The organism is Pseudomonas putida (genome assembly GCF_002025705.1).
In the GTDB taxonomy this organism is placed as follows: domain Bacteria; phylum Pseudomonadota; class Gammaproteobacteria; order Pseudomonadales; family Pseudomonadaceae; genus Aquipseudomonas; species Aquipseudomonas putida_J.
The window spans coordinates 1,082,510-1,105,995 of sequence record NZ_CP018846.1 but is presented as its reverse complement, the minus strand read 5'-3'; the positions used below and the strand labels follow the sequence as shown (position 1 = coordinate 1,105,995).

At 63.8% G+C, this 23,486-nt stretch carries 22 protein-coding genes; 17 read left to right on the top strand and 5 right to left on the bottom strand.

Going from position 1 to position 23,486, the window contains the following annotated elements; translation table 11 throughout:
* Nucleotides 1–77: 77 nt before the first annotated feature.
* A complete protein-coding gene (locus BUQ73_RS05095; RefSeq protein ID WP_079230479.1) occupies nt 78–1,646 on the top strand; it encodes a beta (1-6) glucans synthase in 1,569 nt (522 codons plus the stop codon).
* Nucleotides 1,647–1,784: 138 nt separating this feature from the next.
* Here the strand turns inward: BUQ73_RS05095 and BUQ73_RS05090 are convergent, their stop codons facing one another.
* Entirely contained in the window at nt 1,785–2,150 is a 366-nt protein-coding gene (locus BUQ73_RS05090; RefSeq protein WP_079226929.1) for a hypothetical protein, read from the bottom strand.
* A 189-nt stretch (nt 2,151–2,339) separates the two neighbouring features.
* On the opposite strand from BUQ73_RS05090, the gene BUQ73_RS05085 reads away from it, so the two are divergent.
* Entirely contained in the window at nt 2,340–3,638 is a 1,299-nt protein-coding gene (locus BUQ73_RS05085; RefSeq protein ID WP_079226928.1) for a serine/threonine protein kinase, read from the top strand.
* Between the two features lie 76 nt (nt 3,639–3,714).
* Entirely contained in the window at nt 3,715–4,461 is a 747-nt protein-coding gene (locus BUQ73_RS05080; RefSeq protein WP_322114593.1) for a VacJ family lipoprotein, read from the top strand.
* A 54-nt stretch (nt 4,462–4,515) separates the two neighbouring features.
* On the opposite strand, the gene BUQ73_RS05075 is transcribed toward BUQ73_RS05080, so the two are convergent.
* A complete protein-coding gene (locus tag BUQ73_RS05075; protein WP_079226926.1) occupies nt 4,516–5,664 on the bottom strand; it encodes a patatin-like phospholipase family protein in 1,149 nt (382 codons plus the stop codon).
* A 175-nt stretch (nt 5,665–5,839) separates the two neighbouring features.
* On the bottom strand, nt 5,840–6,775 hold the full coding sequence (locus tag BUQ73_RS05070) for a lipid A biosynthesis lauroyl acyltransferase (RefSeq protein WP_027918152.1): 936 nt from the start codon (nt 6,773–6,775) through the stop codon (nt 5,840–5,842).
* Between the two features lie 111 nt (nt 6,776–6,886).
* Here BUQ73_RS05070 and minC point away from each other — a divergent pair, with 111 nt between their 5' ends.
* The 7 genes from minC (at nt 6,887) to BUQ73_RS05040 (ending at nt 13,624) form a co-directional block, all read left to right on the top strand.
* Complete coding sequence (minC, locus tag BUQ73_RS05065; protein WP_079226925.1) at nt 6,887–7,657, top strand: septum site-determining protein MinC; 771 nt, start codon at nt 6,887–6,889, stop codon at nt 7,655–7,657.
* Nucleotides 7,658–7,756: 99 nt separating this feature from the next.
* Entirely contained in the window at nt 7,757–8,569 is an 813-nt protein-coding gene (gene minD, locus BUQ73_RS05060) for a septum site-determining protein MinD (protein WP_054893840.1), read from the top strand.
* Nucleotides 8,570–8,572: 3 nt separating this feature from the next.
* Nucleotides 8,573–8,827, top strand: coding sequence for a cell division topological specificity factor MinE (minE, locus tag BUQ73_RS05055; RefSeq protein WP_003252572.1), 255 nt, complete (start codon nt 8,573–8,575; stop codon nt 8,825–8,827).
* A gap of 147 nt (nt 8,828–8,974) precedes the next feature.
* Nucleotides 8,975–9,610, top strand: a complete 636-nt coding sequence (locus BUQ73_RS05050; protein WP_027918149.1) for an RluA family pseudouridine synthase — start codon at nt 8,975–8,977, stop codon at nt 9,608–9,610.
* Between the two features lie 151 nt (nt 9,611–9,761).
* Nucleotides 9,762–11,051, top strand: a complete 1,290-nt coding sequence (locus BUQ73_RS05045) for a M18 family aminopeptidase (protein ID WP_079226924.1) — start codon at nt 9,762–9,764, stop codon at nt 11,049–11,051.
* A gap of 207 nt (nt 11,052–11,258) precedes the next feature.
* The gene (locus tag BUQ73_RS28455; protein WP_165837385.1) at nt 11,259–11,426 is read left to right on the top strand and encodes a hypothetical protein; all 168 of its coding nucleotides are present in this window, start codon (nt 11,259–11,261) and stop codon (nt 11,424–11,426) included.
* A gap of 44 nt (nt 11,427–11,470) precedes the next feature.
* Nucleotides 11,471–13,624 (top strand): mechanosensitive ion channel family protein, encoded by a 2,154-nt coding sequence (locus BUQ73_RS05040; RefSeq protein WP_079226923.1) that lies wholly within the window; start codon nt 11,471–11,473, stop codon nt 13,622–13,624.
* A 97-nt stretch (nt 13,625–13,721) separates the two neighbouring features.
* Here the strand turns inward: BUQ73_RS05040 and BUQ73_RS05035 are convergent, their stop codons facing one another.
* Complete coding sequence (locus BUQ73_RS05035; RefSeq protein WP_079226922.1) at nt 13,722–14,435, bottom strand: UTRA domain-containing protein; 714 nt, start codon at nt 14,433–14,435, stop codon at nt 13,722–13,724.
* A 317-nt stretch (nt 14,436–14,752) separates the two neighbouring features.
* Between BUQ73_RS05035 and BUQ73_RS05030 the strand changes: the two genes are divergently transcribed.
* The 6 genes from BUQ73_RS05030 (at nt 14,753) to BUQ73_RS05005 (ending at nt 20,060) form a co-directional block, all read left to right on the top strand.
* Nucleotides 14,753–15,817: an ABC transporter substrate-binding protein gene (locus BUQ73_RS05030; RefSeq protein WP_027918145.1), complete on the top strand. Its 1,065-nt coding sequence runs from the start codon at nt 14,753–14,755 to the stop codon at nt 15,815–15,817.
* 157 nt (nt 15,818–15,974) lie between these two features.
* Nucleotides 15,975–16,781 (top strand): alkaline phosphatase family protein, encoded by an 807-nt coding sequence (locus tag BUQ73_RS05025; RefSeq protein ID WP_079226921.1) that lies wholly within the window; start codon nt 15,975–15,977, stop codon nt 16,779–16,781.
* On the top strand, nt 16,778–17,617 hold the full coding sequence (locus BUQ73_RS05020; protein ID WP_079226920.1) for an ABC transporter permease: 840 nt from the start codon (nt 16,778–16,780) through the stop codon (nt 17,615–17,617). Before BUQ73_RS05025 ends, BUQ73_RS05020 begins: the two co-directional genes overlap by 4 nt.
* Nucleotides 17,607–18,401, top strand: a complete 795-nt coding sequence (locus BUQ73_RS05015) for an ABC transporter permease (RefSeq protein ID WP_079226919.1) — start codon at nt 17,607–17,609, stop codon at nt 18,399–18,401. Before BUQ73_RS05020 ends, BUQ73_RS05015 begins: the two co-directional genes overlap by 11 nt.
* A gap of 1 nt (nt 18,402) precedes the next feature.
* Entirely contained in the window at nt 18,403–19,392 is a 990-nt protein-coding gene (locus BUQ73_RS05010) for an ABC transporter ATP-binding protein (RefSeq protein WP_079226918.1), read from the top strand.
* A gap of 14 nt (nt 19,393–19,406) precedes the next feature.
* Nucleotides 19,407–20,060 carry an HAD family hydrolase gene (locus BUQ73_RS05005; protein ID WP_079226917.1) on the top strand — a complete coding sequence of 218 codons (654 nt, stop codon included), beginning with the start codon at nt 19,407–19,409 and terminating at the stop codon, nt 20,058–20,060.
* Between the two features lie 132 nt (nt 20,061–20,192).
* Here BUQ73_RS05005 and BUQ73_RS05000 read toward each other — a convergent pair whose 3' ends face one another.
* Nucleotides 20,193–21,155, bottom strand: coding sequence for an NAD(P)H-quinone oxidoreductase (locus BUQ73_RS05000; protein ID WP_079226916.1), 963 nt, complete (start codon nt 21,153–21,155; stop codon nt 20,193–20,195).
* Nucleotides 21,156–21,297: 142 nt separating this feature from the next.
* Here BUQ73_RS05000 and BUQ73_RS04995 point away from each other — a divergent pair, with 142 nt between their 5' ends.
* On the top strand, nt 21,298–23,379 hold the full coding sequence (locus BUQ73_RS04995; RefSeq protein WP_177331622.1) for a carboxy terminal-processing peptidase: 2,082 nt from the start codon (nt 21,298–21,300) through the stop codon (nt 23,377–23,379).
* The last annotated feature ends 107 nt before the right edge of the window (nt 23,380–23,486 follow it).

Here is a 23,486-nt window from a genome sequence, read left to right as displayed (position 1 = left end):
GACCTACGCCGGCCTGCGCGATCCTTGCATGCCAAAGGATTGGCGCCGGGCTACTATCTAACGTTTTGCGCCTGACGATGGACCGCCCGATGCCTGATGCTTCCCGCTTGTTGCTGCCGTTGTACCTGCTCGCCTGCCTGCTTGCCCTGCTCGGCCTGGGGGCGCTCTGGTACGGGCTGGGCAAGCCCGTCGTGCTGCCCGACGCGGCCAGCCCCACGCATAAACTGCAGTGCGCCTCGTACACGCCGTTCGACAAGGACCAGTCGCCATTCGACCAGCCCTTCCGCCTGCGCCCGGCGCGCATGGACGCCGACCTGGCGTTGCTGGCCGAGCGATTCCAGTGCATCCGCACCTATTCGATGACCGGCCTTGAGGCAATCCCGGCGCTGGCGCGCAAGCATGGCCTGAAGGTAATGCTCGGCGCCTGGGTCAACGCCAACCCGGTCGACACCGAGAAGGAGGTGACCGCGCTGATTGCCGCCGCCAATGCCAACCCGGACGTGGTCAGCGCGGTAATCGTCGGCAACGAGGCGCTGCTGCGCAAGGAAGTCACCGGCGAACAGCTGGCCACGCTGATCAACAGGGTGAAAAGCCAGGTCAAGGTGCCGGTGACCTACGCCGATGTCTGGGAATTCTGGTTGCAGCACCCGCAGGTGGCGCCAGCAGTGGACTTTCTGACCATCCACTTGTTGCCCTACTGGGAAGACGACCCGCGCGGCATCGACGACGCACTGGCCCATGTCGCCGAGGTACGCCGGGCATTCGGCACCCGCTTTGCGCCCAAGGACATCTTCATTGGCGAAACCGGCTGGCCCAGCGAAGGCCGCCAACGCGAGACCGCCGTCCCCAGCCGGGCCAACGAGGCGCGCTTCATTCGTGGTTTCGTCAGCATGGCCGAGGCCAATGGCTGGCACTACAACCTGATCGAAGCGTTCGACCAGCCGTGGAAGCGCGCCAGTGAAGGCGCTGTGGGTGGTTATTGGGGGCTCTACGATGCCGACCGCCAGGACAAGGGTGTGCTCGAAGGGCCGGTCAGCAACCTGCATTACTGGCCGCAGTGGTTGCTGGCAAGCGCGCTGTTGATGGTGGCCACGCTGCTGATGGCCGGGCGCCCCGCTACACCGCTGGCGGCCTTGCTGCTACCGCTGCTGGCTGCCTTTGGCGCGGACTGCCTGGGGCTGTGGGGCGAGTTGATGCGCACCCATGCGCGGTTTGCCGGGGAATGGCTGTGGGCAGTGGTGCTGGCCGGGTTGAACTTGCTGGTGCTGGCCCATGCAGCTTTGGCTCTGGTGCACCGCTCAGGATGGCGCGAGCGACTGTTCGGCTGGTTACAGGCGCGCGCGGGATGGCTGTTGCTGGCGGCGGGGTTTGCCGCGGCGGTGAGCATGCTGGCGATGGTGTTCGACCCGCGCTACCGCAGCTTCCCGAGCGTGGCGCTGGCATTGCCGGCGGTGGTGTACCTGCTTAGGCCGGTGGCTTCACGGCGAGCGGAGGTAGCATTGCTGGCGTTCATCGTCGGGGCCGGGGTGTTGCCGCAGTTGTATCGGGAAGGGCTGGAGAATCAGCAGGCCTGGGGCTGGGCGGTGGTCAGTGTGTTGATGACTTCGGCCCTCTGGCGAAGCTTGCGGTACAGCAGAAGTCACTGAGCTCTTGTGGGAGCGGCCTTGCGTCGCGAAAGGGCTGCACAGCAGCCCCAGCATTATCGGCGTCGCCGCTGATATCCTGGGGCCGCTCTGCGTCCCTTTCGCGACGCAAGGCCGCTCCCACAGAGATTGTGCATGTCTTCAGGCAACGGTATGCCGCACCAGCCGCAACCCCGCCAGCACCACCACGAACACCGCAATGCTGGCGGTATACAGCACCAGTGCGGGAATGCCGAACACCAGCGCCAGCACCGCCAGCCACCACCCGACGCGCCCGGTAACCAGCTGCGCGAGCAAGGCCAACACCAACCCGGCCCAGGCCATTAGCTGGAAGTGAATGCCCAACCCAAGCAGCGCGCGCACCTGGCACTGCCAGTGGTCGCCTGGCACCGTGCACAACCCGACCCACTGTCCATCCTCCATCAACCCATAGCGCACGCCATAACTGGCAGCGAGCCAGAGCGCCAGAAACATCAGCAGTAGAGCGGCTGGCAGCGATCGAGACATCCCATTCTCCAATAGCGGTAATCGAAATCATCCATGATCACCCAAGCACAGTTCTAAGGCAAAATCCCAACCCTGCAGCTATGTTGCAGATAACAAGCACACCAAAGGCCCCCGCACTTGGCAACTTTGCCAAGGCAACCGTGGTCCTAGCCTGCGTACTGCACGACCTTGAACCTTCTGGGGGAATACATGCTTCGATCTTGGCGCCTCGCCGCCCTTCTTGGCGGCCTGCTCATGGCTGCGGCCGCTTCGGCGCGGGATATCGACGCCGCGAGCTACGGCTACCCCTTGACCAACCCGTTCGAGGCGACCATCGCCACCACGCCGCCGGAGCAGCGCCCGACCCTGCCCAGCGACGATGACATCGACCAGTCCGACTACAGCCTGAACCTGCGCCCCGAGCGCGAGTTCACCCTGCCCGACAACTTCTGGGCGGTGAAGAAGCTCAAGTACCGACTGGCACGTCAGGACCATGAAGCACCGCTGATCTTCCTTATCGCTGGTACCGGTGCGCCCTACTCCAGCAGCATCAACGAATACCTCAAGAAGCTGTTCTACCAGGCCGGTTTCCACGTGGTGCAGCTGTCGTCGCCGACCAGCTACGACTTCATGAGCGCCGCCTCGCGCTTTGCCACCCCCGGGGTCAGCCAGGAAGACGCCGAAGACATGTACCGGGTGATGCAGGCCGTGCGTGCCCAGCACCCGCGCCTGCCGGTCAGCGAGTACTACCTCACCGGCTACAGCCTGGGCGCGCTGGACGCCGCATTCGTCAGCCACCTGGACGAAACCCGGCGCAGCTTCAACTTCAAGCGCGTGCTGCTGCTCAATCCCCCGGTCAACCTGTACACCTCGATCAATAACCTCGACAAACTGGTGCAGACCCAGGTCAAGGGCATCGACCGCAGCACAACGTTCTATGAGCTGATGCTGGAGAAGCTCACCCGCTACTTCCAGGACAAGGGCTACATCGACCTCAACGACGCCCTGCTGTATGACTTCCAGCAGTCGAAACAGCACCTGTCCAACGAACAGATGGCCATGCTCATCGGCACCTCGTTCCGCTTCTCGGCGGCCGACATCGCCTTCACCTCCGACCTGATCAACCGCCGCGGCCTGATCATTCCGCCGAAGTTCCCGATCACCGAGGGCAGCAGCCTGACGCCGTTCTTCAAGCGTGCCCTGCAATGCGACTTCGACTGCTACATGACCGAGCAGGTGATCCCTATGTGGCGCGCCCGCACCGATGGCAACAGCATTCTGCAGCTGGTCAACCAGGTCAGCCTGTATGCGCTGGAAGACTACCTGCACAACAGCGACAAGATCGCCGTGATGCACAACGCCGACGACGTCATCCTCGGCCCCGGCGACATCGGCTTCCTGCGCAAGGTGTTTGGTGATCGGCTGACCCTTTACCCCCATGGCGGCCATTGCGGCAACCTCAATTACCGCGTCAACAGCGACGCCATGCTGGAGTTCTTCCGTGGCTAACCAATTCCTCCTCGCCACCGCGCTGCTAGTAGTCGCCGGCAATGCCCTGGCCGCGGAAACCGCGCCACGGGCCAGCGTGGTCGAAGCCGACCCGCAACTGACCAGCGCTGCACCTTTGGCACCGGAGGCCGACGGCTTCCTCGACCCGCTGCGCGAACTGAAATTCAACCCGGGGCTCGACCAGCGTGAGTTCGAACGCTCGACCCTGGAAGCGCTGAACGTGTATGACCCGCTGGAGTCGCTGAACCGGCGCATCTACCACTTCAACTACCGCCTCGACCAATGGGTGCTGCTGCCACTGGTCAGCGGCTACCAGTACGTCACGCCCAGCTTCGTGCGCACCGGGGTCAGTAACTTCTTCAACAACCTGGGTGACGTGCCGAACCTGTTCAACAGCGTGCTGCAGCTCAAGGCCAAGCGCTCGGCAGAGATCACTGCGCGGCTGATGTTCAACACCATCATCGGTGTGGGCGGCTTGTGGGACCCGGCCACCAGCATGGGCCTTCCGCGCCAGAGCGAGGACTTTGGCCAGACGTTGGGCTTCTACGGCGTGCCGGAGGGGCCGTACCTGATGCTGCCGGTGCTCGGCCCTTCGAACCTTCGCGATACCACCGGGTTGGTGGTGGACTATGCCGGCGAGCAGGCGGTCAATTACCTGAACGTGGCCGAGGCCAGCGAGAATCACCCGGAGATCTTCGCCTTGCGCGTGGTGGACAAGCGCTACACCACCAAATTCCGCTATGGGCAGCTCAACTCGCCGTTCGAGTACGAGAAAGTGCGGTATGTGTATACCCAGGCGCGCAAGCTGCAGATCGCCGAGTAAGCAGGCCCGGCCTCTTCGCGGCGGTTCGACGCGAAGAGGCCGGGACAGGCGACATCAAATGCCCAGGAACTGGCACAGTTCGCGCTTCTTGGCCAAGGCATCGCGCCGCCCCAGTTCGATCAGCTCGCTGCAATAACTGGCCTCGAACAGCAGATAGCTCAACACCCCCGCCCCACTGGTCCGGGTCGCGCCCGGGCCACGCAGGAACAGGCGCAGCGCCGCCGGCAGCTCGCGCCGGTGGCGCGCTGCAATCTCATCCAGCGGTTGGCTTGGAGCCACCACCAGCACTTCGATCGGTGCCAGCCCAAGGCCTCGTGCATCCAGGTGCGCTGGCAACAGCCGGCTGAGGTGGTTGAGCCGTTGCAGCAGTTCGATGTCGTCTTCGAGGCTGTCGATGAAGGTGCTGTTGAGCATGTGCGCGCCGATCTGCGCCAGGCTCGGCTGCTGGCCACTGAACATGCGCTGCACTGTCATCGGCGCCGCCGGGCGCTGCGGGTTGCCACTGACCCCGACCACCAGCACCCGGCTGGCACCCAGGTGCAGGGCCGGGCTGATGGGTGCCGACTGGCGCACCGCACCGTCGCCGTAGTACTCGTCGCCCAGGCGCACCGGTGCAAACAGCAACGGGATCGCGGCGCTGGCCAGCAGGTGATCGATGGTCAACGGCGTAGGTACACCGATGCGGCGGTGGCGCAGCCAGGCGTCAATGGTGCCGCGGCCTTGGTAGAAGGTGACCGCCTGGCCGCTTTCGTAGCCGAATGCGGTCACGGCGACTGCCCTTAGCTGCTCGGCGGCGATGGCGTGGCCGATGCCATCCAGGTCCAGGTGCGAGGCCAACAGCCCCCGCAAGGGTCTGCTGTCGAGCAAGGCCACCGGCACCTGACCACCCAGGCCCAGCAGGCTGTGGCCGACGAAGCGGCTGGCCTGGCGCACCACGCCGGGCCAGTCACTGCGGATGACCAGATGGCTGCGAAAGTTCTGCCAGAACGTGGTGAGGCGCTGCACGGCGTCGTTGAAGCGGGTGGCGCCACTGGCCAAGGTCACTGCGTTGATGGCACCGGCCGAAGTGCCGACGATGACCGGGAACGGGTTGTGCGCGCCGGGAGGCAGCAGCTCGGCAATGCCGGCGAGGACGCCGACCTGATAGGCGGCACGGGCGCCGCCGCCAGAAAGGATCAGACCGGTTACCGGGGGTGGTGCCATGGATTCCTTCCTGGATCAGCTGTTTCAGGCCTGGCCTCTTCGCGGCGGTTCGACGCTTCGATGAACCCGCCCCCACAGGGACCTCACCGCTTTCATGGGCAGTGCAGGACCTGTGGGAGCAGGTTCATCGAAGCGTCGAACCGCCGCGAAAGGGCCAGCACAGTCAACACAAGGTTCAGCGTTTTTTCTTGTCATACAGCCGCGGCGCACCTTCAGGCCGCGACTTGAAGCGCCGGTGCGCCCACAGGTACTGCTCGGGGCATTCGCGCAGCACGCCTTCGACCCACTGGTTGATGCGCAGGCAATCGGCCTCTTCGCTCTCACCGGGGAAGCCCTCCAGTGGCGGGTGAATGACCAGACGATAGCCGCTTCCGTCCTCCAGGCGCTTCTGGGTGAACGGAATCACCTGCGCCTTGCCCAGGCGGGCGAACTTGGTGGTCGCGGTGACCGTGGCCGCCGGAATTCCGAACAACGGCACGAAGATGCTCTGCTTGGCGCCGTAGTCCTGGTCTGGTGCGTACCAGATCGCCCGGCCCGAGCGCAGCAGCTTGAGCATGCCACGTACATCATCACGCTCCACCGCCAGCGAATCGAGGTTATGCCGCTCACGGCCACTGCGCTGGATGAAGTCGAACAGCGGATTGCCGTGCTCGCGGTACATGCCGTCGATGGTATGGGCCTGACCAAGCAGCGCGGCGCCGATTTCCAGGGTGGTGAAGTGCACCGCCATCAGAATGGCGCCCTGCCCGGCCTGCTGCGCAGCCTGCAGGTGTTCGAGGCCTTCGATGTGGGCCAGGCGCGCCAGGCGGGCCTTTGGCCACCACCAGCTCATGGCCATTTCGAAGAAGGCGATACCTGTGGAAGCGAAGTTGGCCTTGAGCAGGCGCCGCCGTTCGTCGTCGGACAGCTCCGGGAAGCACAGTTCGAGGTTGCGCGCGGCAATACGCCGGCGCTCGCCGGCCACTCGGTACATCAGCGCGCCCAAGGCACTGCCGAGCCACAGCAGGGCACGGTAAGGCAACTGCACCACCAGCCACAGCAGGCCCAGACCAAGCCACAGGCCCCAGAATCGCGGGTGGAGGAAGTAGGGTCGAAAACGCGGGCGTTCCATTGAAGCTTCCGGCAAGACAAAGACCGAGCATTCTACATCGGATCGGCACCGGTTGCGGCCAACCGGTCTTATCGTTATAAGTCAGGGCACTTTTTTCGCAACAAGCCGTCTATGCAGACCATGAGCCCAAACCACACACCCGACACCGCCTCCGTGTTCCAGCTCAAGGGCAGCATGCTCGCCATCACTGTGCTGGAACTGGGGCGCAACGACCTGGAAGCCCTCGACCGCCAGCTGGCGGCGAAAGTGGCCCAGGCCCCCAATTTCTTCAGCAACACGCCGCTGGTGCTGGCGCTGGACAAGCTGCCGGCCGACGAAGGGGCAATCGACCTGCCCGGGCTGATGCGTATTTGCCGCCACCATGGCCTGCGAACCTTGGCGATCCGCGCCAACCGCATCGAGGACATCGCTGCGGCGATCGCCATCGACCTGCCGGTGCTGCCGCCATCCGGCGCCCGCGAACGGCCGCTGGAGCCCGAGCCCGAGGTGAAGAAGGCCGAGCCCGCCCCGGCCCCGGCTCCGGCGCCAACCCCGGAGCCTGTGCAAGAGGTGCGCCCGACCCGCATCATCACTTCGCCCGTGCGTGGCGGCCAGCAGATCTACGCCCAGGGTGGCGACCTGATCGTCACCGCCTCGGTCAGCCCGGGCGCGGAACTTCTCGCCGATGGCAACATCCATGTGTACGGCGCCATGCGCGGCCGCGCCCTGGCCGGGATCAAGGGCAATACCAAGGCGCGTATCTTCTGCCAGCAGATGACCGCCGAAATGGTCTCGATCGCCGGCCAGTACAAGGTGTGCGAAGACCTGCGCCGCGACCCGCTGTGGGGCGCCGGCGTGCAAGTCAGCCTGTCCGGTGACGTGTTGAACATCACCCGTCTTTAACGGATACTTGCCGTCATTTTTAGAGCAACTTTTTTACCTGTTGCCGTTTTTTGCATTTTGCTGGGACACGTGTCCCGACTTATTTAGGGGTGAAACACCTTGGCCAAGATTCTCGTCGTTACTTCCGGCAAAGGGGGTGTGGGCAAGACCACCACCAGCGCCGCCATCGGCACCGGCCTCGCACTGCGCGGCCACAAGACTGTCATCGTCGACTTCGACGTGGGCCTGCGTAACCTCGACCTGATCATGGGCTGCGAGCGCCGCGTGGTGTACGACTTCGTCAACGTGGTCAACGGCGAAGCCAACCTGCAGCAGGCCCTGATCAAGGACAAGCGCCTCGAAAACCTGTTCGTGCTGGCTGCCAGCCAGACCCGCGACAAGGACGCGCTGACCCAGGAAGGCGTGGAAAAGGTGCTGATGGAGCTGAAAGAACAGTTCGATTACGTCATCTGCGACTCGCCGGCCGGTATCGAGAAAGGCGCGCACCTGGCGATGTACTTCGCCGACGAAGCCATTGTCGTGACCAACCCTGAAGTGTCTTCGGTACGTGACTCGGACCGCATGCTGGGCATCCTGTCGAGCAAATCGCGCCGCTCCGAGAACGGCGAAGAGCCGATCAAGGAACACCTGCTGATCACCCGCTATCACCCGGAGCGCGTCGAGAAGGGTGAAATGCTCAGCATCGCCGACGTCGAAGAAATCCTGGCGATCAAGCTCAAGGGCGTGATCCCCGAGTCGCAGGCCGTGCTCAAGGCCTCCAACCAGGGTATCCCGGTCATCCTCGACGACCAGAGCGATGCCGGCCAGGCGTACAGCGACACTGTCGACCGCCTCCTGGGCAAAGAGAAACCCCTGCGTTTCATCGAAGTGCCGAAGCAAGGATTCTTCGCGCGCCTGTTTGGAGGCAAGTAAACCATGAACCTTTTTGACTTCTTTCGTGGCAGACAGAAACAGACCAGCGCGTCGGTAGCGAAAGAGCGTCTACAGATCATCGTGGCGCATGAGCGCGGCCAGCGCAGCGAACCGGACTACCTGCCGGCGCTGCAGAAAGAACTGCTGGAAGTGATCCGCAAGTATGTGAACATCGGCAACGATGATGTGCACATCGAGCTGGAAAACCAGGGCAGCTGCTCGATTCTGGAGCTGAACATCACCTTGCCTGATCGCTGATCCGGCTGAAAGCTGGGGCTGCCGTGCAGCCCTTCGCGGGCAAGCCCGCTCCCACAGGTGCAGCACATAACCTGTGGGAGCGGGCTTGCCCGCGAAGGGCCGCACGGCGGCCCCAATGCTTTCCCCATTTTTTACAGAGACTCCGCAATGCCGCTGTCCAACATCCAGATCCTCCATGAAGACGCCGCCATCCTGGTGATCAACAAGCCGACCCTGCTGCTGTCGGTACCCGGCCGTGCCGAGGACAACAAGGACTGCCTGATCACCCGCCTGCAGGAAAACGGCTACCCGGATGCGCTGATCGTGCACCGCCTGGACTGGGAAACCTCCGGCATCATCTTGCTGGCCCGCGATGCCGACAGCCACCGCGAGCTGTCGCGCCAGTTCCACGACCGCGAAACCGAAAAAGCCTACACCGCGCTGTGCTGGGGCCAACCGGCGCTGGACAGCGGCAGCATCGACCTGCCGCTGCGCTACGACCCCCCCACCAAACCGCGGCACGTGGTGGACCATGAACAGGGCAAGCACGCCCTGACCTTCTGGCGCATCGTCGAGCGTTGCGGGGATCACTGCCGGGTCGAGCTGACGCCGATCACCGGCCGCTCGCACCAGTTGCGCGTGCACATGCTGTCGATCGGCCATCCTCTACTGGGTGACCGCCTGTATGCCAACCCGCAGGCGCTGGCGGCCCATGAGCGGCTGTGCCTGCATGCCTCGATGCTGAGCTTCACCCACCCGGTCAGCGGCGAGCGCTTGAAGTTCGAGTGCCCTGCCCCGTTCTGATCTTGCTGGGCCTGTACCGGCCTCTTCGCGGCTGAAGCCGCTCCTACAGGTGCTGTGCAATACCTGCAGGAGCGGCTTTAGCCGCGAAGAGGCTGACACAAATTGTCGACTCAATAGGCTAAACTCGCGCCACTGCTGTCTGGAGTGAGTTATGCGCGAAGCACTGAATACCGGCCTGATTGAATTCCTCAAGGCCTCCCCGACGCCCTTCCATGCCACCGCCAGCCTGGCCCAGCGCCTGGAGGCGGCCGGCTACCAGCGCCTGGACGAGCGTGACAGCTGGGCCACGGTGCCGGGTGGCCGCTACTACGTTACCCGCAACGACTCCTCGATCATCGCCATCAAGCTGGGCAAGCAGCCGCCGCTGCTGAACGGCATCCGCATGGTCGGTGCGCACACCGACAGCCCGTGCCTGCGGGTCAAGCCGCAGCCCGAACTGCAGCGCCAGGGCTTCCTGCAGCTGGGCGTGGAAGTGTATGGCGGCGCGCTGCTTGCGCCGTGGTTCGACCGCGACCTGTCGCTGGCCGGGCGGGTCACCTTCCGCCGTGACGGCAAGGTCGAGAGCCAGCTGATCGACTTCAAGCTGCCGATCGCGATCATTCCCAACCTGGCCATCCACCTGAACCGTACCGCCAACGAAGGCTGGCAGATCAACCCACAGAACGAACTGCCACCCATTCTGGCTCAGGTGGCCGGTGACGAGCGCATCGACTTCCGCGCCGTGCTCACCGAGCAGTTGGCCCGCGAGCACGACCTCAACGCCGATGTGGTGCTGGATTACGAGCTGAGCTTCTACGATACCCAGGACGCTGCGCTGATCGGCCTCAATGGTGACTTCATCGCCGGCGCCCGCCTGGACAACCTGCTGTCGTGCTATGCCGGCCTGCAGGCGCTGCTGGCCGCCGACAGCGACGAAACCTGCGTGCTGGTGTGCAACGACCATGAAGAAGTCGGCAGCTGCTCGGCCTGCGGTGCCGACGGCCCGATGCTCGAACAGACCCTGCAGCGCCTGCTGCCGGACGGCGACGCCTACGTGCGTACCATCCAGCGCTCGCTGATGGTCTCGGCCGACAACGCCCACGGCGTGCACCCCAACTACGCCGACAAGCACGACGGCAACCACGGCCCCAAGCTCAACGCCGGGCCGGTGATCAAGGTCAACAACAACCAGCGCTACGCCACCAACAGCGAAACCGCCGGGTTCTTCCGCCACCTGTGCATGGCCGAGGAAGTGCCGGTGCAGAGTTTCGTGGTACGCAGCGACATGGGTTGTGGTTCGACCATCGGGCCGATCACGGCCAGCCATCTTGGCGTGCGTACGGTGGATATCGGCTTGCCGACCTTTGCCATGCATTCGATCCGTGAGCTGTGTGGCAGCCATGACCTGGCGCATCTGGTGAAGGTGCTGTCGGCGTTCTACCGGAGCCGCGAGCTGCCTTGAGGTACTGGGGGCGCTGCGCCCCCTTTCGCGACACAAGGCCGCTCCTACAGGAACCGCATAGCCGCTGCATGAGCGGCCTTGTGTCGCGAAAGGGCTGCGCAGCAGCCCCTGAATTTCTCAGGCCAATTCCTGCTCAGGATCAATCCCCCTTCTGCCCAACCCGCTATGCTTGTTGTATGGCCCCCAAAAGCAGAAGGACCGCTGTCCATGTCACCTTTCCTTTCACTGTTCGTGCCGGTGTTCCTGTTCCTGATGCTGCTGACCATCGGCTTCAGCATGCGCGAGCGCAATATCGGCGTGCTGATGATGTGGATCGGCACGCTGGGCATTTTCGGCCTCACCTGCTGGACGATCCTGGAGAAACTGCCGACATAAACCTCTACACTCGGTCCATCGTTTGACCTGAGGTAGATTTCCCGGTGCCAGCCTTTCTGCGTTGCCTAGCCCTGCTGCTGTTCATCTTCATGTCCCCGGTACAGGCGGCGGGCTTGCCCAGCCTGCTGGGCTCCAGCGCCCCCGCCCAGCCCGAAGCCACCGAGCCATTGGGCAAGTCGCTGGACGAGGTGATCAAAAACCTCGAAAACGACCAGCAACGCGCCAAGCTGCTGGCCGACCTGAAGAAACTGCGCGACGCCACCAAGCAATCGCAACCCACCGTCGAACAGGGTGTTCTGGGCCTGATCGGCGGCGCCCTGCACGACTTCGAAAAGCAGTTCAGCGGTGACTCCAGCCCGTTCAACCGCTGGTCGCAGGAAATCGAGCAGGCCCAGGCCGAACTGACCGAACTGATCGTGCCGGTGCATCAGTGGCCGGCCATCCTGTTCGGCTTTGCCGCAGTCATCGCGGTATGGAGCCTGCTGGCCTATGCCTTCAACTGGGTTGGCCACCGCGTGCGGGTGCGTTTCGGCCTGACCGAAGAACTGCCACAACACCCGCGCACCTGGGACCTGGTGCGCTTTGCCCTGCGCAAGCTGGGGCCGTGGCTGGTGGCACTGATCTTCACCGTGTACCTGAGCTTCGCCTTGCCTCCATCGCTGGGCAAGTCGCTGGCCATGGTACTGGCCTATGCACTGGTGGTCGGGACCTGTTTCTCGGCCATCTGCGTGATCGCCTTCTCGCTGCTCGACGGCCCCCATCGCCACCGCGCCCTGCACATCCTGCGCCACCAGGCCTTCCGCCCGCTGTGGCTGATCGGCAGCTTCGCCGCCTTTGGCGAGGCCATGAGCGACCCGCGCATGCTGGTCGCCCTGGGTACTCACCTGGCCCATGCACTGGCGACACTGGCCAATGTCATTGCGGCGCTGTCGTCCGGCCTGTTCATCCTGCGCTTCCGCCGGCCCATCGCCCACCTGATCCGCAACCAGCCGCTGGCCCGGCGCCTGACCCGCCGCACCCTGAGCGACACCATCGAGATCCTCGGCAGTTTCTGGTTCGTGCCGGCGCTGATCCTGGTGGCCGTGTCGCTGTTCGCCACCTTCATTTCAGCCGGTGACACCAGTACCGCCCTGCGCCAGTCACTGATGTGCACCGTGCTGGTGGTGGTGTGCATGGTGCTCAACGGCCTGGTGCGCCGCCACGCCGCCAACCCCAAACGCGCCAGCAAGCGCCAGGCGGTGTACGCCGAGCGCCTGCGCAACTTCGGCTACCTGCTGGTGCATCTGTTCATCTGGCTGGCGTTCATCGAACTGGGGCTGCGCGTGTGGGGGCTGTCGATGATCAGCTTCGCCGAGGGTGACGGCCATGAGGTGAGCGTGCGCCTGCTGGGCCTGGCCGGCACACTGATCGTCGCCTGGCTGGTGTGGATCCTCGCCGACACCGCGGTGCACCATGCCCTGGTGCGTTCGCGCCGGGGCCTGGCCAACGCCCGCGCGCAGACCATGATGCCGCTGATCCGCAACGTGATGTTCGTGGTGATCTTCATCATCGCGGTGATCGTCGCCCTGGCCAACATGGGCATGAACGTCACGCCGCTGCTGGCCGGTGCCGGTGTGATCGGCCTGGCCATCGGTTTTGGCGCACAGTCGCTGGTGGCCGACCTGATCACCGGGTTGTTCATCATCATCGAAGACTCGCTGGCGATCGACGACTATGTCGATGTCGGCGGCCACCTGGGCACGGTCGAGGGCCTGACCATCCGTACCGTGCGCCTGCGTGACATCGACGGCATCGTGCATACCATCCCGTTCAGCGAGATCAAGAGCATCAAGAACTACTCCCGCGAGTTCGGCTATGCGATCTTCCGCGTGGCCATCCCGCACAGCATGAACATCGACCAGGCGATCACGCTGATCCGCGAAGTGGGGCAGAAACTGCGCAACGACCCGCTGATGCGCCGCAATATCTGGTCGCCGCTGGAATTGCAGGGGGTGGAGAGTTTCGAGTCGGGCTCGGCAATCCTGCGGGCACGGTTCAAGACCGCGCCGATCAAGCAATGGGAAGTGTCACGGGCATTCAACCTGGCGCTGAAGCGCCAGCTCGATGCGGCCGGGCTGGACCTGGCAACGCCGCGCCTGTCGGTGCAGGTGGTCACCGCCGGAGGTGGCGGGATGGCAGAAAAGAGTTCTTCCAGCTAGGGCCCTTTCGCGGGCAAGCCCGCTCCCACAGAGGCTGCGCAGGCCTTGAACCTGTGCAGTACCTGTGGGCGCGGATACCCGCGAAGAATCCAACACCTCAGCCAGCCTGGGCGCGGATGCGGATTGCATCATGCCGCCAATATTCCAGGTCACAGTCGATCAGGTGCCCATGCTGGTCGCTGTTGACCCGGGTGATTTGCAAACCTGGGCTACCCACCGACACCTTCAATGCCCCCGCCGCTTCCACCGGCAAGGCGGTCGGCAAGATTTCGAAGCACACCTGCCCGTACTGGATGCCATACACCCGCCCGTAGATCTCGGTCAGCGACTGCGCCAGGTCCTGATCGAGGATCCCGGGGAAGTACTTCGGGTTCAGATAGTGCTCGGCATACAGCACCGCCCGCCCATCGATGCGCCGCAAGCGGCAGATCCGCACCACGCTGGACAGCGCCGGCAGTTGCAGGCGCGCGCAGATCGCCGCCGAAGCTGGCTGCAGGCGCGCCGAGAGCAACTCGGTAATGGCCACCCGCCCCTGGTCCCGCACCATCGCATGAAAATGGCTACGCTCGATCAGGTCGTAGGTCAGCCGCTGCGGTGCGACGAACCAGCCGCGCCGTTCTTCGCGGTAGATCAAGCCCTGGGCCTCCAGTTGCACAAGCGCCTCACGCAGGGTGATGCGCGTGGTGTCGAACACTTCGCTGAGCTTGCGTTCAGCCGGCAATTTGCCGCCCGGCGCCAGCAGGCCGTGCTCGATCTGCTCTTGCAGGGCATGGCAGATGGCTGTTACCGCACGCGGTGGCGTCGACTGCATCAAAAGGTTACCTATCTGGACTAGTCCAGCCCCATGACGGGGCCTTTGGAGAATAGTGCAAGCCTAGGCAGGGCTGATGAACATCCTGTGACAAAGGCTTTGGCCAGGCACTGCCAGAAACGCGCCAAGCCAGCAGAGCCGGGGTGATTGGGTGGTCTACGCTGTAGCTTCAAGGCCTGTGTTGGCCCTGCCCTACATCAAACTGTCACGCAAGCGGCCTACCTTGGCTCAAGCTTTGCTGACCTAGACCAACGGTCAGCAATAACAGCTTCACTCATAACAACGATCGCTAAAGGCACCCACCCAAGGAGCTTCGGATGAAAAAGTTGTTCATGGCGTCACTGCTCGGCTCGGCCATTACCCTGTGTACCTCGGCGATGGCCGCCGGCCCCGACCTCAAGGCCCTGGAAGACGCCGCCCGCAAGGAAGGCAACGTCAACAGCGTCGGCATGCCCGATGCCTGGGCCAACTGGAAAGGCACCTGGGACGACCTGGCCAGCAAGTACGGCCTCAAGCACAGCGACACCGACATGAGCTCGGCCCAGGAAATCGCCAAGTTCGAAGCCGAGAAGGACAACGCCAGCGCCGACATCGGCGACGTCGGTGCCGCCTTCGGCCCGATCGCCGCCAGCAAGGGCGTGACCCAGCCGTACAAGCCGAGCACCTGGGACCAGGTGCCTGAGTGGGCCAAGGACAAGGACGGCCACTGGGCGCTGGCCTATACCGGCACCATCGCCTTCATCATCAACAAGGACCTGGTCAAGGAAGGCGATCGCCCGACCAGCTGGCACGACCTGGAGAAAGGCAAGTACAAGGTCGCGATCGGTGACGTCGGCACCGCTGCCCAGGCCGCCAACGGCGTTCTGGCTGCGGCCATCGCCTACAAAGGTGACGAGAAGAACATCGAGCCTGGCCTGCAGCTGTTTACCAAACTGGCCCAGCAGAAACGCCTGTCATTGGCCAACCCGACCATCCAGACCCTGGAGAAGGGCGAGGTGGAAGTCGGTGTGGTGTGGGACTTCAACGGCCTGAGCTACCGCGAGCAGATCGACCCGAAACGCTTCGAGGTGCTGATCCCGTCCGACGGTTCGGTGATTTCGGGCTATACCACCGTGATCAACAAGTACGCCAAGCACCCCAACGCGGCGAAGCTTGCGCGCGAGTACATTTTCAGCGACGCCGGGCAGATCAACCTGGCCAAAGGGCATGCGCGGCCGATCCGTGCCGAGCACCTGAAGCTGCCGGAGGATGTGCAGGCCAAGCTGCTGCCGAACGAGCAGTACAAGGCAGCGCAGCCGATCAAGGATGCCGCGGCCTGGGAAGCGACCTCCAAGGCACTGCCACAGAAGTGGCAGGAGCAAGTGATCATCGAGATGGAATAAGGCAGGACCATCCCGGGGCTGCTGTGCAGCCCATCGCGACGCAAGGCCGCTCCCACAGGGCCAGCGTCGCCCCAGAGGTTTTCGCTGTCCCTGTGGGAGCGGCCTTGTGTCGCGAAAGGAGGGCGAAGCCCTCCCCGGTTCCTTTGCGGAGTATTGAATGAGCCACAACGTCATCCTGGTCCTGCTCGACGGCCTCAACTATCAGGTCGCCCACCACGCCATGGGCCACCTGCACGCCTACGTCGAGGCCGACCGCGCCGCGCTGTACCGCGTGGAATGCGAACTGCCGTCGCTGTCACGGCCGCTGTACGAGTGCATCCTCACGGGGGTGGCACCAATCGACAGTGGCATCGTGCACAACAACATCAACCGCCTGTCCAACCAGCGCAGCGTGTTCCACTATGCCCGCGAAGCCAACCTGGGCACTGCCGCGGCGGCTTATCACTGGATGAGCGAGCTGTACAACCGCTCACCCTTCGACCCGCAACGCGACCGCCACACCCATGCGCCAAAGCTGCCAATCCAGCACGGCCTGTTCTACTGGGACGATCGCTACCCTGATTCGCACCTGCTGGCCGACGGCGAATACCTGCGTCGCCGGCATGCGCCGAACTTCCTCCTGGTGCACCCGATGAGCATCGACGATGTCGGCCACCGCCATGGCCTGGACAGCAGCCAGTACCGCAATGCCGCGCGCAGCGCCGACATCCTGCTGTCCGACTACCTGCCGGGTTGGCTCGAAGAGGGCTACCAGGTGCTGGTCACCGCCGACCACGGCATGAACAACGACCGCTCGCACAACGGCCTGCTGGCCGAGGAGCGTGAGGTGCCGCTGTTCGTGTTCGGCGACGCCTTCAGCCTCGACCCGGCCGCCAAGCCGCTGCAGACCGAACTGTGCGGGACCATCTGCGAGCTGCTCGGTGCGGCACACGACAAGACCGTCTGCCGGGAGCTGCTCAAGTGAGGGCCGGCAACCGTGGCCGCTACCTGGCCCTGCTCTGCCTGCTGCCGTTCGCCGTGTTCTTCGTCATCTTCCAGATCGCCCCGCTGGCCTGGGTCGCCATCAACAGCCTGCAATCGGAAGCGGGCTGGGGCGTGGAAAACTTCAGCAAGGTGTTCGCCTCGAAGTTCTACCTGCAGGCGCTGCAACGCAGCCTGGAGATCAGCTTCTGGTCGAGCCTGTTCGGCATCGTCATCGCTACGCTCGGCGCCTACTCGCTGCGCCAGGTCGACTCGAAGCTGCGCGACTTCGTCAGTGCCTTCGCCAACATGACCAGCAACTTCGCCGGAGTGCCGCTGGCCTTCGCCTTCATCATCCTGCTTGGTTTCAACGGTGCGCTGACCCTGCTGCTGAAACAGATCGGCCTGCTGGAAGACTTCAGCATCTATTCCAAGAGCGGCCTGATCCTGGTGTACACCTATTTCCAGATCCCGCTCGGCGTGCTGCTGCTCTACCCCGCCTTCGACGCCCTGCGCGAAGACTGGCGTGAATCGGCCGCGCTGCTCGGCGCCAGCCACTGGCAGTTCTGGCGGCATATCGGCCTGCCGGTATTGGCCCCGGCACTGCTCGGCACCTTCGTCATCCTGCTGGCCAACGCCCTCGGCGCCTACGCCACCGTGTATGCCCTGACCACCGGCAACTTCAACGTGCTGCCGATCCGCATTGCCGGCCTGGTAGCCGGGGACATCAGCCTCGACCCGAACCTGGCCAGCGCTCTGGCGATGGTGCTGGTGGGGTTGATGACGCTGGTCACGGTGGTTCATCAATGGCTGCTCAAGAGGAGCTACCATGCGCGCTGAAAAGCCATCCACCGGGTTGTACCACCGCGTGGTCGTGTACCTGCTGTTCCTGATCCTGCTGCTGCCGCTGGCCGGCACCCTGCTCTACTCGCTGGCCACCAGCTGGTCGGCCAGCCTGCTGCCCAGCGGCCTGACCTTCAAATGGTACATCGCGCTGTGGAGCGAGCCACGCTTCCTGGCCGCGTTCGGCCAGTCGCTGCTGGTGTGCCTGGGCTCGCTGCTGCTGTCGGTGGTGCTGATCCTGCCGCTGCTGTTCGTGGTGCACTACCACTTCCCGAAACTCGACGCATTGATGAACATCCTCATCCTGCTGCCGTTCGCGGTGCCGCCGGTGGTGTCATCGGTGGGCCTGCTGCAGCTCTATGGCAGCGGCCCGATGGCGATGGTCGGCACGCCGTGGATCCTCATCGGCTGCTACTTCACCATCGCCTTGCCATTCATGTACCGGGCGATCACCAACAACCTGCAGGCGATCAACCTGCGCGACCTGATGGATGCCGCCCAGCTGCTCGGCGCCAGCACCTGGCAGGCCGCCTTGCTGGTGGTACTGCCGAACCTGCGCAAGGGCCTGATGGTGGCGCTGCTGCTGTCGTTCTCGTTCCTGTTCGGCGAGTTCGTGTTCGCCAACCTGCTGGTCGGCACCCGCTACGAGACCCTGCAGGTGTACCTGAACAACATGCGCAACAGCAGCGGCCACTTCAACAGCGCGCTGGTGATCTCCTACTTCGCCTTCGTGCTGGTGCTGACCTGGGTCGCCAACCGCCTGAACAAGGACAAAACCTGACATGAGCTTCGTCAGCGTACAGAACCTGCAAAAAAGCTACGCCGGCAGCCCGGTGTTCGAGAACATCGACTGCCAGATCGAACGCGGCGAGTTCGTCACCCTGCTCGGCCCGTCCGGTTGCGGCAAGTCCACCCTGCTGCGCTGCATCGCCGGGCTGACCCCTGTGGACGGTGGCAAGATCCTCCTCGACGGCCACGACATCGTGCCGCTAAGCCCGCAAAAGCGCGGCATCGGCATGGTGTTCCAGAGCTATGCGCTGTTCCCCAACATGACTGTGGAACAGAACGTCGCCTTTGGCCTGCGCATGCAGAAGGTCAAGGCCGATGAAAGCCAGCAGCGCGTGCGCGAAGCATTGGCGCTGGTAGAGTTGGGCAACTTCGCCGGGCGCTACCCGCATCAGCTATCCGGCGGCCAGTGCCAACGCGTGGCCCTGGCCCGCTCGCTGGTCACCCGCCCGCGCCTGCTGCTGCTCGACGAGCCGTTGTCGGCGCTGGATGCGCGTATCCGCAAGCACCTGCGCGAGCAGATCCGTGCGATCCAGCGCGAGCTGGGGCTGACCACCATTTTCGTCACCCACGACCAGGAAGAGGCACTGACAATGTCGGACCGCATCTTCCTGATGAACCAGGGGCGCATCGTCCAGAGCGGCGATGCTGAAACCCTCTATACAGCGCCTGTGGACCTGTTCGCCGCCGGCTTCATCGGCAACTACAACCTGCTTGACGCCGACAGCGCCAGCCGCCTGCTGCAGCGCCCGGTAGCCGGCCGCCTGGCCATTCGCCCGGAGTCGATCACCCTGGGCGTCAACGGTGAACTGGACGCAGAGGTGCGCAGTCACAGCCTGCTTGGCAACGTCGTCCGCTACCGCGTACAAGTGCGTGAGGTGGAACTGGTGGTCGACGTGCTCAACCGTTCGCCTGGCGACCTGCATGCCGACGGCAAGCGGGTTTCCCTGTCGATCGACCCCACGGCGCTGCGCGAAGTGGCCTAAGGAGAATCAACACCATGGCACTGGCAATTTTCGATCTGGACGAAACCTTGATTCACGGCGACTGCGCGTCGCTGTGGAGTGAACAGATGGCCCGGCTGGGCTGGGTCGACGGCAAGGAATTCCTGCGCCGCGACCATGAACTGATGGAGGCTTACGGCAAGGGCCACCTGCGGATGGAAGACTACATGGCGTTCAGCCTGGAGCCGATTGCCGGGCGCACGCTGGAGGAAGTCGAGCACCTGGTGGAGCCGTGGGTCGAAGAGGTGATCGAGCCGATCATCTACGGCGACGCCTGCCGCTGCATTGCCGAGCACCGCAAGCGGGGCGATCGCATCCTGATCATTTCTGCTTCAGGCACGCATTTGGTCGGGCCGATTGCGGCGCGGCTGGGGGTGGACGAGTACCTGGCGATCGAGCTGGAAGCGGTGAACGGGGTGTATACCGGCAAGACCCATGGGGTGTTGACCTACCGCGAGGGCAAGATCACCCGGCTGCTGGAATGGCTGGACCAGGAGCAGGAGAACCTGGAGGGGGCGAGTTTCTATTCCGACTCGCGCAATGATTTGCCGCTGTTGCTGAAGGTGGATCATCCGCATGTGGTTAATCCGGATGCGGTGCTCAGGGAGCATGCCGAGACCAATGGCTGGCCGATCTTGAGCTGGAGCTGATGGCCATGGGGGCGCTTTGCGCCCCTTTCCGACCGGTCCGGCGCTCCGGCGAGGCCGCTCCTACAGGGGGATGCGATTTCCTGTAGGAGCGGCCTCGTGTCGCGAAAGGGCTGCAAAGCAGCCCCAGCGGATTCAAGCCAGGTTCGGGTCGATAACCATGACCAGCTTGCCGGATACCTGATTGGTCTCAAGCTCGGCATACGCCGCCTGGGCAAACTCGACCGGGTAGGTATCGACCAACTGCGGCGACAACCGCCCCTCGGCAAAAAGCGGCCACACCTGCTGCTGCAATTCACGCAGCAGCTCGGCCTTGAAGCCGTCATCGCGGTTGCGCAGGGTCGAGCCGGTGATTTCCAGGCGCTTGCCCAGCACCTGGGCCAGGTCCAGTTCGAACTTGCGCCCGCCCATCAAGCCGATGATCACCCAACGCCCGTCACGGGCCAGCAGCTTCAGGTTGAGCTCGCCGTAGCTGGCACCCACTGGGTCCAGAATCACGTCGAACGGCCCGAAGCCTTCCAGTGCGTCGAGGTTCCCGTTACGCACCACGCCACCCGCAGCGCCCAGCGCTATGCAGTAGTCCAGGCGGTCCTGGGAACCGACGCTGACCCATACCGGGCTGCCGAAGGCCTTGCACAACTGGATCGCCGCCGAGCCCACACCACTGGCACCGGCATGCACCAACACCTTTTCACCGGCCTTCACTTTGCCCAGCTGGAAGATGTTCAACCACGCCGTGGCGTACACCTCCGGCAGCGCCGCCGCTTCGTGCAGGCTCAGGCCCTCTGGCACCGGCAACACATGGCGGGCATCGACCACCACTTCTTCGGCCATGGCGCCGCTGGCCAGCAGCGCGCAAACGCGGTCGCCCACACGCCAGTCAGCGCCGGCACCAACCTCCTCGATCACCCCGGCGCACTCAAGGCCCATGTAAGGGCTGGCGCCTGGCGGTGGTGGATACAAGCCCTTCATTTGCAGCAGATCGGCTCGGTTCAGCCCCGCAGCAGCCACTCGAATGCGCACTTGGCCCGCGTCACAGGCCGGGCGTTCGGCCTCGACCCAGGCCACATGTCCGTCAACGCCTTGCAATGCCTTCACAGTGCCTCCATAGTTGAATCACAGACTGAGCCTGAGGAGCCACTCCTCAGGCTTTTTGCAGTATTTGCCCGGCTCCGATGGAACCGGCGAACGGAAAAGACGGCCTACTATGCGTGATCAATTGCCTCCACGTCGAATCAGCATGAAGCATTTCCTTCCTAGCACCGCCCTGGCCCTGATGGTTGGCCTGGGCAGCCTTACGCTCGGCGGCAATGCGGCGGCCGCCAACAAGTGGGACAGCTTGCAGCCGGATCGTGACGAAATCGTCGCCAGCCTCAACGTGGTGGAATTGCTCAAGCGCCACCATTACAGCAAGCCGCCGCTCGATGACGCCCGCTCGGTGATCATCTACGACAGCTACATCAAGCTGCTCGACCCGGCCCGCAGCTACTTCACCGCAGCCGACATCGCCGAATTCGACAAGTGGAAGACGCAGTTCGACGACTTCCTCAAAAGCGGCAACCTCGACCCCGGCTTCACCATCTACAAGCGCTACCTCGACCGCGTCAAGCAGCGCCTGGACTTCGCCCTGGCCGAACTGGCCAAGGGCGTCGACAAGATGGACTTCACCACCAAGGAAACCTTGCTGATCGACCGCAAGGATGCCCCGTGGGAGAAGGACCAGGCCGCGCTCGACGACCTGTGGCGCAAACGCGTCAAGGACGAGGTGCTGCGCCAGAAGATCGCTGGCAAAGAGCCGAAGCAGATCCAGGAAACCCTGACCAAGCGCTACAAGAACCAGCTGGCGCGCCTGGACCAGACCCGTGCCGAGGATATCTTCCAGGCCTATATCAACACCTTCGCCCAGTCCTACGACCCGCACACCAACTACCTGTCGCCAGACAACGCCGAAAACTTCGACATCAACATGAGCCTGTCGCTCGAAGGCATCGGCGCGGTGCTGCAGAGCGACAACGACCAGGTCAAGATCGTGCGCCTGGTGCCGGCAGGCCCGGCCGCCAAGACCAAGCAGGTGGCACCGGCTGACAAGATCATCGGCGTCGCCCAGGGCAACAAGGAAATGGTCGACGTGGTCGGCTGGCGCCTGGACGAAGTGGTCAAGCTGATCCGTGGCCCGAAAGGCTCGGTAGTGCGCCTGGAAGTGATCCCGGCCAGCAATGCGCCAAGCGACCAGACCAGCAAGATCGTCTCGATCACCCGCGAAGCCGTGAAGCTCGAAGAGCAGGCGGCGAAGAAGTCGGTGCTCAAGCTCAAGCAGGACGGGCGTGACTACAAGCTCGGCATCATCGAGATCCCGGCCTTCTACCTGGACTTCAAGGCCTACCGTGCCGGTGACCCTGAGTACAAGAGCACCACGCGCGACGTGAAAAAACTGCTCACCGAGCTGCAGAAGGAAAAGGTCGACGGCGTGGTCATCGACCTGCGCAACAACGGCGGCGGCTCCCTGCAGGAAGCCACCGAGCTGACCAGCCTGTTCATCGAGAAAGGCCCGACCGTACTGGTACGCAACAGCGACGGCCGCGTCGACGTGCTCGAAGACGAAAACCCGGGCGCCTTCTACAAAGGCCCGCTGGCGCTGCTGGTCAACCGCCTGTCTGCCTCGGCCTCGGAGATCTTCGCCGGCGCCATGCAGGACTATCACCGTGCGCTGATCATCGGTGGCCAGACCTTCGGCAAAGGCACCGTACAGACCATCCAGCCCCTCAACCATGGCGAGCTGAAGCTGACCCTGGCCAAGTTCTACCGGGTTTCCGGGCAGAGCACCCAGCACCAGGGCGTGCTCCCGGATATCGACTACCCGTCGATCATCGACACCAAGGAAATCGGCGAAAGCGCCCTGCCGGAGGCTATGCCGTGGGACACCATCCGCCCGGTGGTCAAGCCGGCGTCCGACCCGTTCAAACCGTTCCTGGCACAGCTCAAGGCACAGCATGAAGCACGTAGCGACAAGGATGCGGAGTTCATCTACATCCGCGACCGCCTGGCCCTGACCAAGAAGCTGATGGACGAGAAGACCGTCAGCCTCAACGAGCAGGAGCGCCGTGCCCGCCACGACGACGTCGAGGCCAAGCAACTGGCACTGGAGAACACCCGTCGCAAGGCCAAGGGCGAAGAGCCACTCAAGGAGCTGAAGAAAGAGGACGAGGACGCCCTGCCGGCCGAGGATGAAAACACCAAGCCGGAAGACGACGCCTACCTCTCGGAGACCGGGCGCATCCTGATCGACTACCTGAGCGCAAGCACCAAGGTAGCCAAGAAATAAGGCACCGCGACGGTGATGGCAGATTAATGTGACCTGTCATCAAACAGTCATAGCGCTGTCGTGAAATAGAGGGGCCGGGCGTGCGAACGCCCGGCCCTTTCATTTTC

Coding starts and splice junctions, on each gene's coding strand:
- BUQ73_RS28455 (WP_165837385.1), top strand. CDS start 11,259: ATGTCACCTTTCCTTTCACTGTTCGTGCCGGTGTTCCTGTTCCTGATG.
- BUQ73_RS05010 (WP_079226918.1), top strand. CDS start 18,403: ATGAGCTTCGTCAGCGTACAGAACCTGCAAAAAAGCTACGCCGGCAGC.
- BUQ73_RS05095 (WP_079230479.1), top strand. CDS start 78: ATGGACCGCCCGATGCCTGATGCTTCCCGCTTGTTGCTGCCGTTGTAC.
- BUQ73_RS05005 (WP_079226917.1), top strand. CDS start 19,407: ATGGCACTGGCAATTTTCGATCTGGACGAAACCTTGATTCACGGCGAC.
- BUQ73_RS05035 (WP_079226922.1), bottom strand. CDS start 14,435: ATGCAGTCGACGCCACCGCGTGCGGTAACAGCCATCTGCCATGCCCTG.
- minC (WP_079226925.1), top strand. CDS start 6,887: ATGCAGACCATGAGCCCAAACCACACACCCGACACCGCCTCCGTGTTC.
- BUQ73_RS05090 (WP_079226929.1), bottom strand. CDS start 2,150: ATGTCTCGATCGCTGCCAGCCGCTCTACTGCTGATGTTTCTGGCGCTC.
- BUQ73_RS05030 (WP_027918145.1), top strand. CDS start 14,753: ATGAAAAAGTTGTTCATGGCGTCACTGCTCGGCTCGGCCATTACCCTG.
- BUQ73_RS05070 (WP_027918152.1), bottom strand. CDS start 6,775: ATGGAACGCCCGCGTTTTCGACCCTACTTCCTCCACCCGCGATTCTGG.
- BUQ73_RS05050 (WP_027918149.1), top strand. CDS start 8,975: ATGCCGCTGTCCAACATCCAGATCCTCCATGAAGACGCCGCCATCCTG.
- BUQ73_RS05015 (WP_079226919.1), top strand. CDS start 17,607: ATGCGCGCTGAAAAGCCATCCACCGGGTTGTACCACCGCGTGGTCGTG.
- BUQ73_RS04995 (WP_177331622.1), top strand. CDS start 21,298: ATGAAGCATTTCCTTCCTAGCACCGCCCTGGCCCTGATGGTTGGCCTG.
- BUQ73_RS05075 (WP_079226926.1), bottom strand. CDS start 5,664: ATGGCACCACCCCCGGTAACCGGTCTGATCCTTTCTGGCGGCGGCGCC.
- BUQ73_RS05085 (WP_079226928.1), top strand. CDS start 2,340: ATGCTTCGATCTTGGCGCCTCGCCGCCCTTCTTGGCGGCCTGCTCATG.
- BUQ73_RS05025 (WP_079226921.1), top strand. CDS start 15,975: ATGAGCCACAACGTCATCCTGGTCCTGCTCGACGGCCTCAACTATCAG.
- minE (WP_003252572.1), top strand. CDS start 8,573: ATGAACCTTTTTGACTTCTTTCGTGGCAGACAGAAACAGACCAGCGCG.
- BUQ73_RS05045 (WP_079226924.1), top strand. CDS start 9,762: ATGCGCGAAGCACTGAATACCGGCCTGATTGAATTCCTCAAGGCCTCC.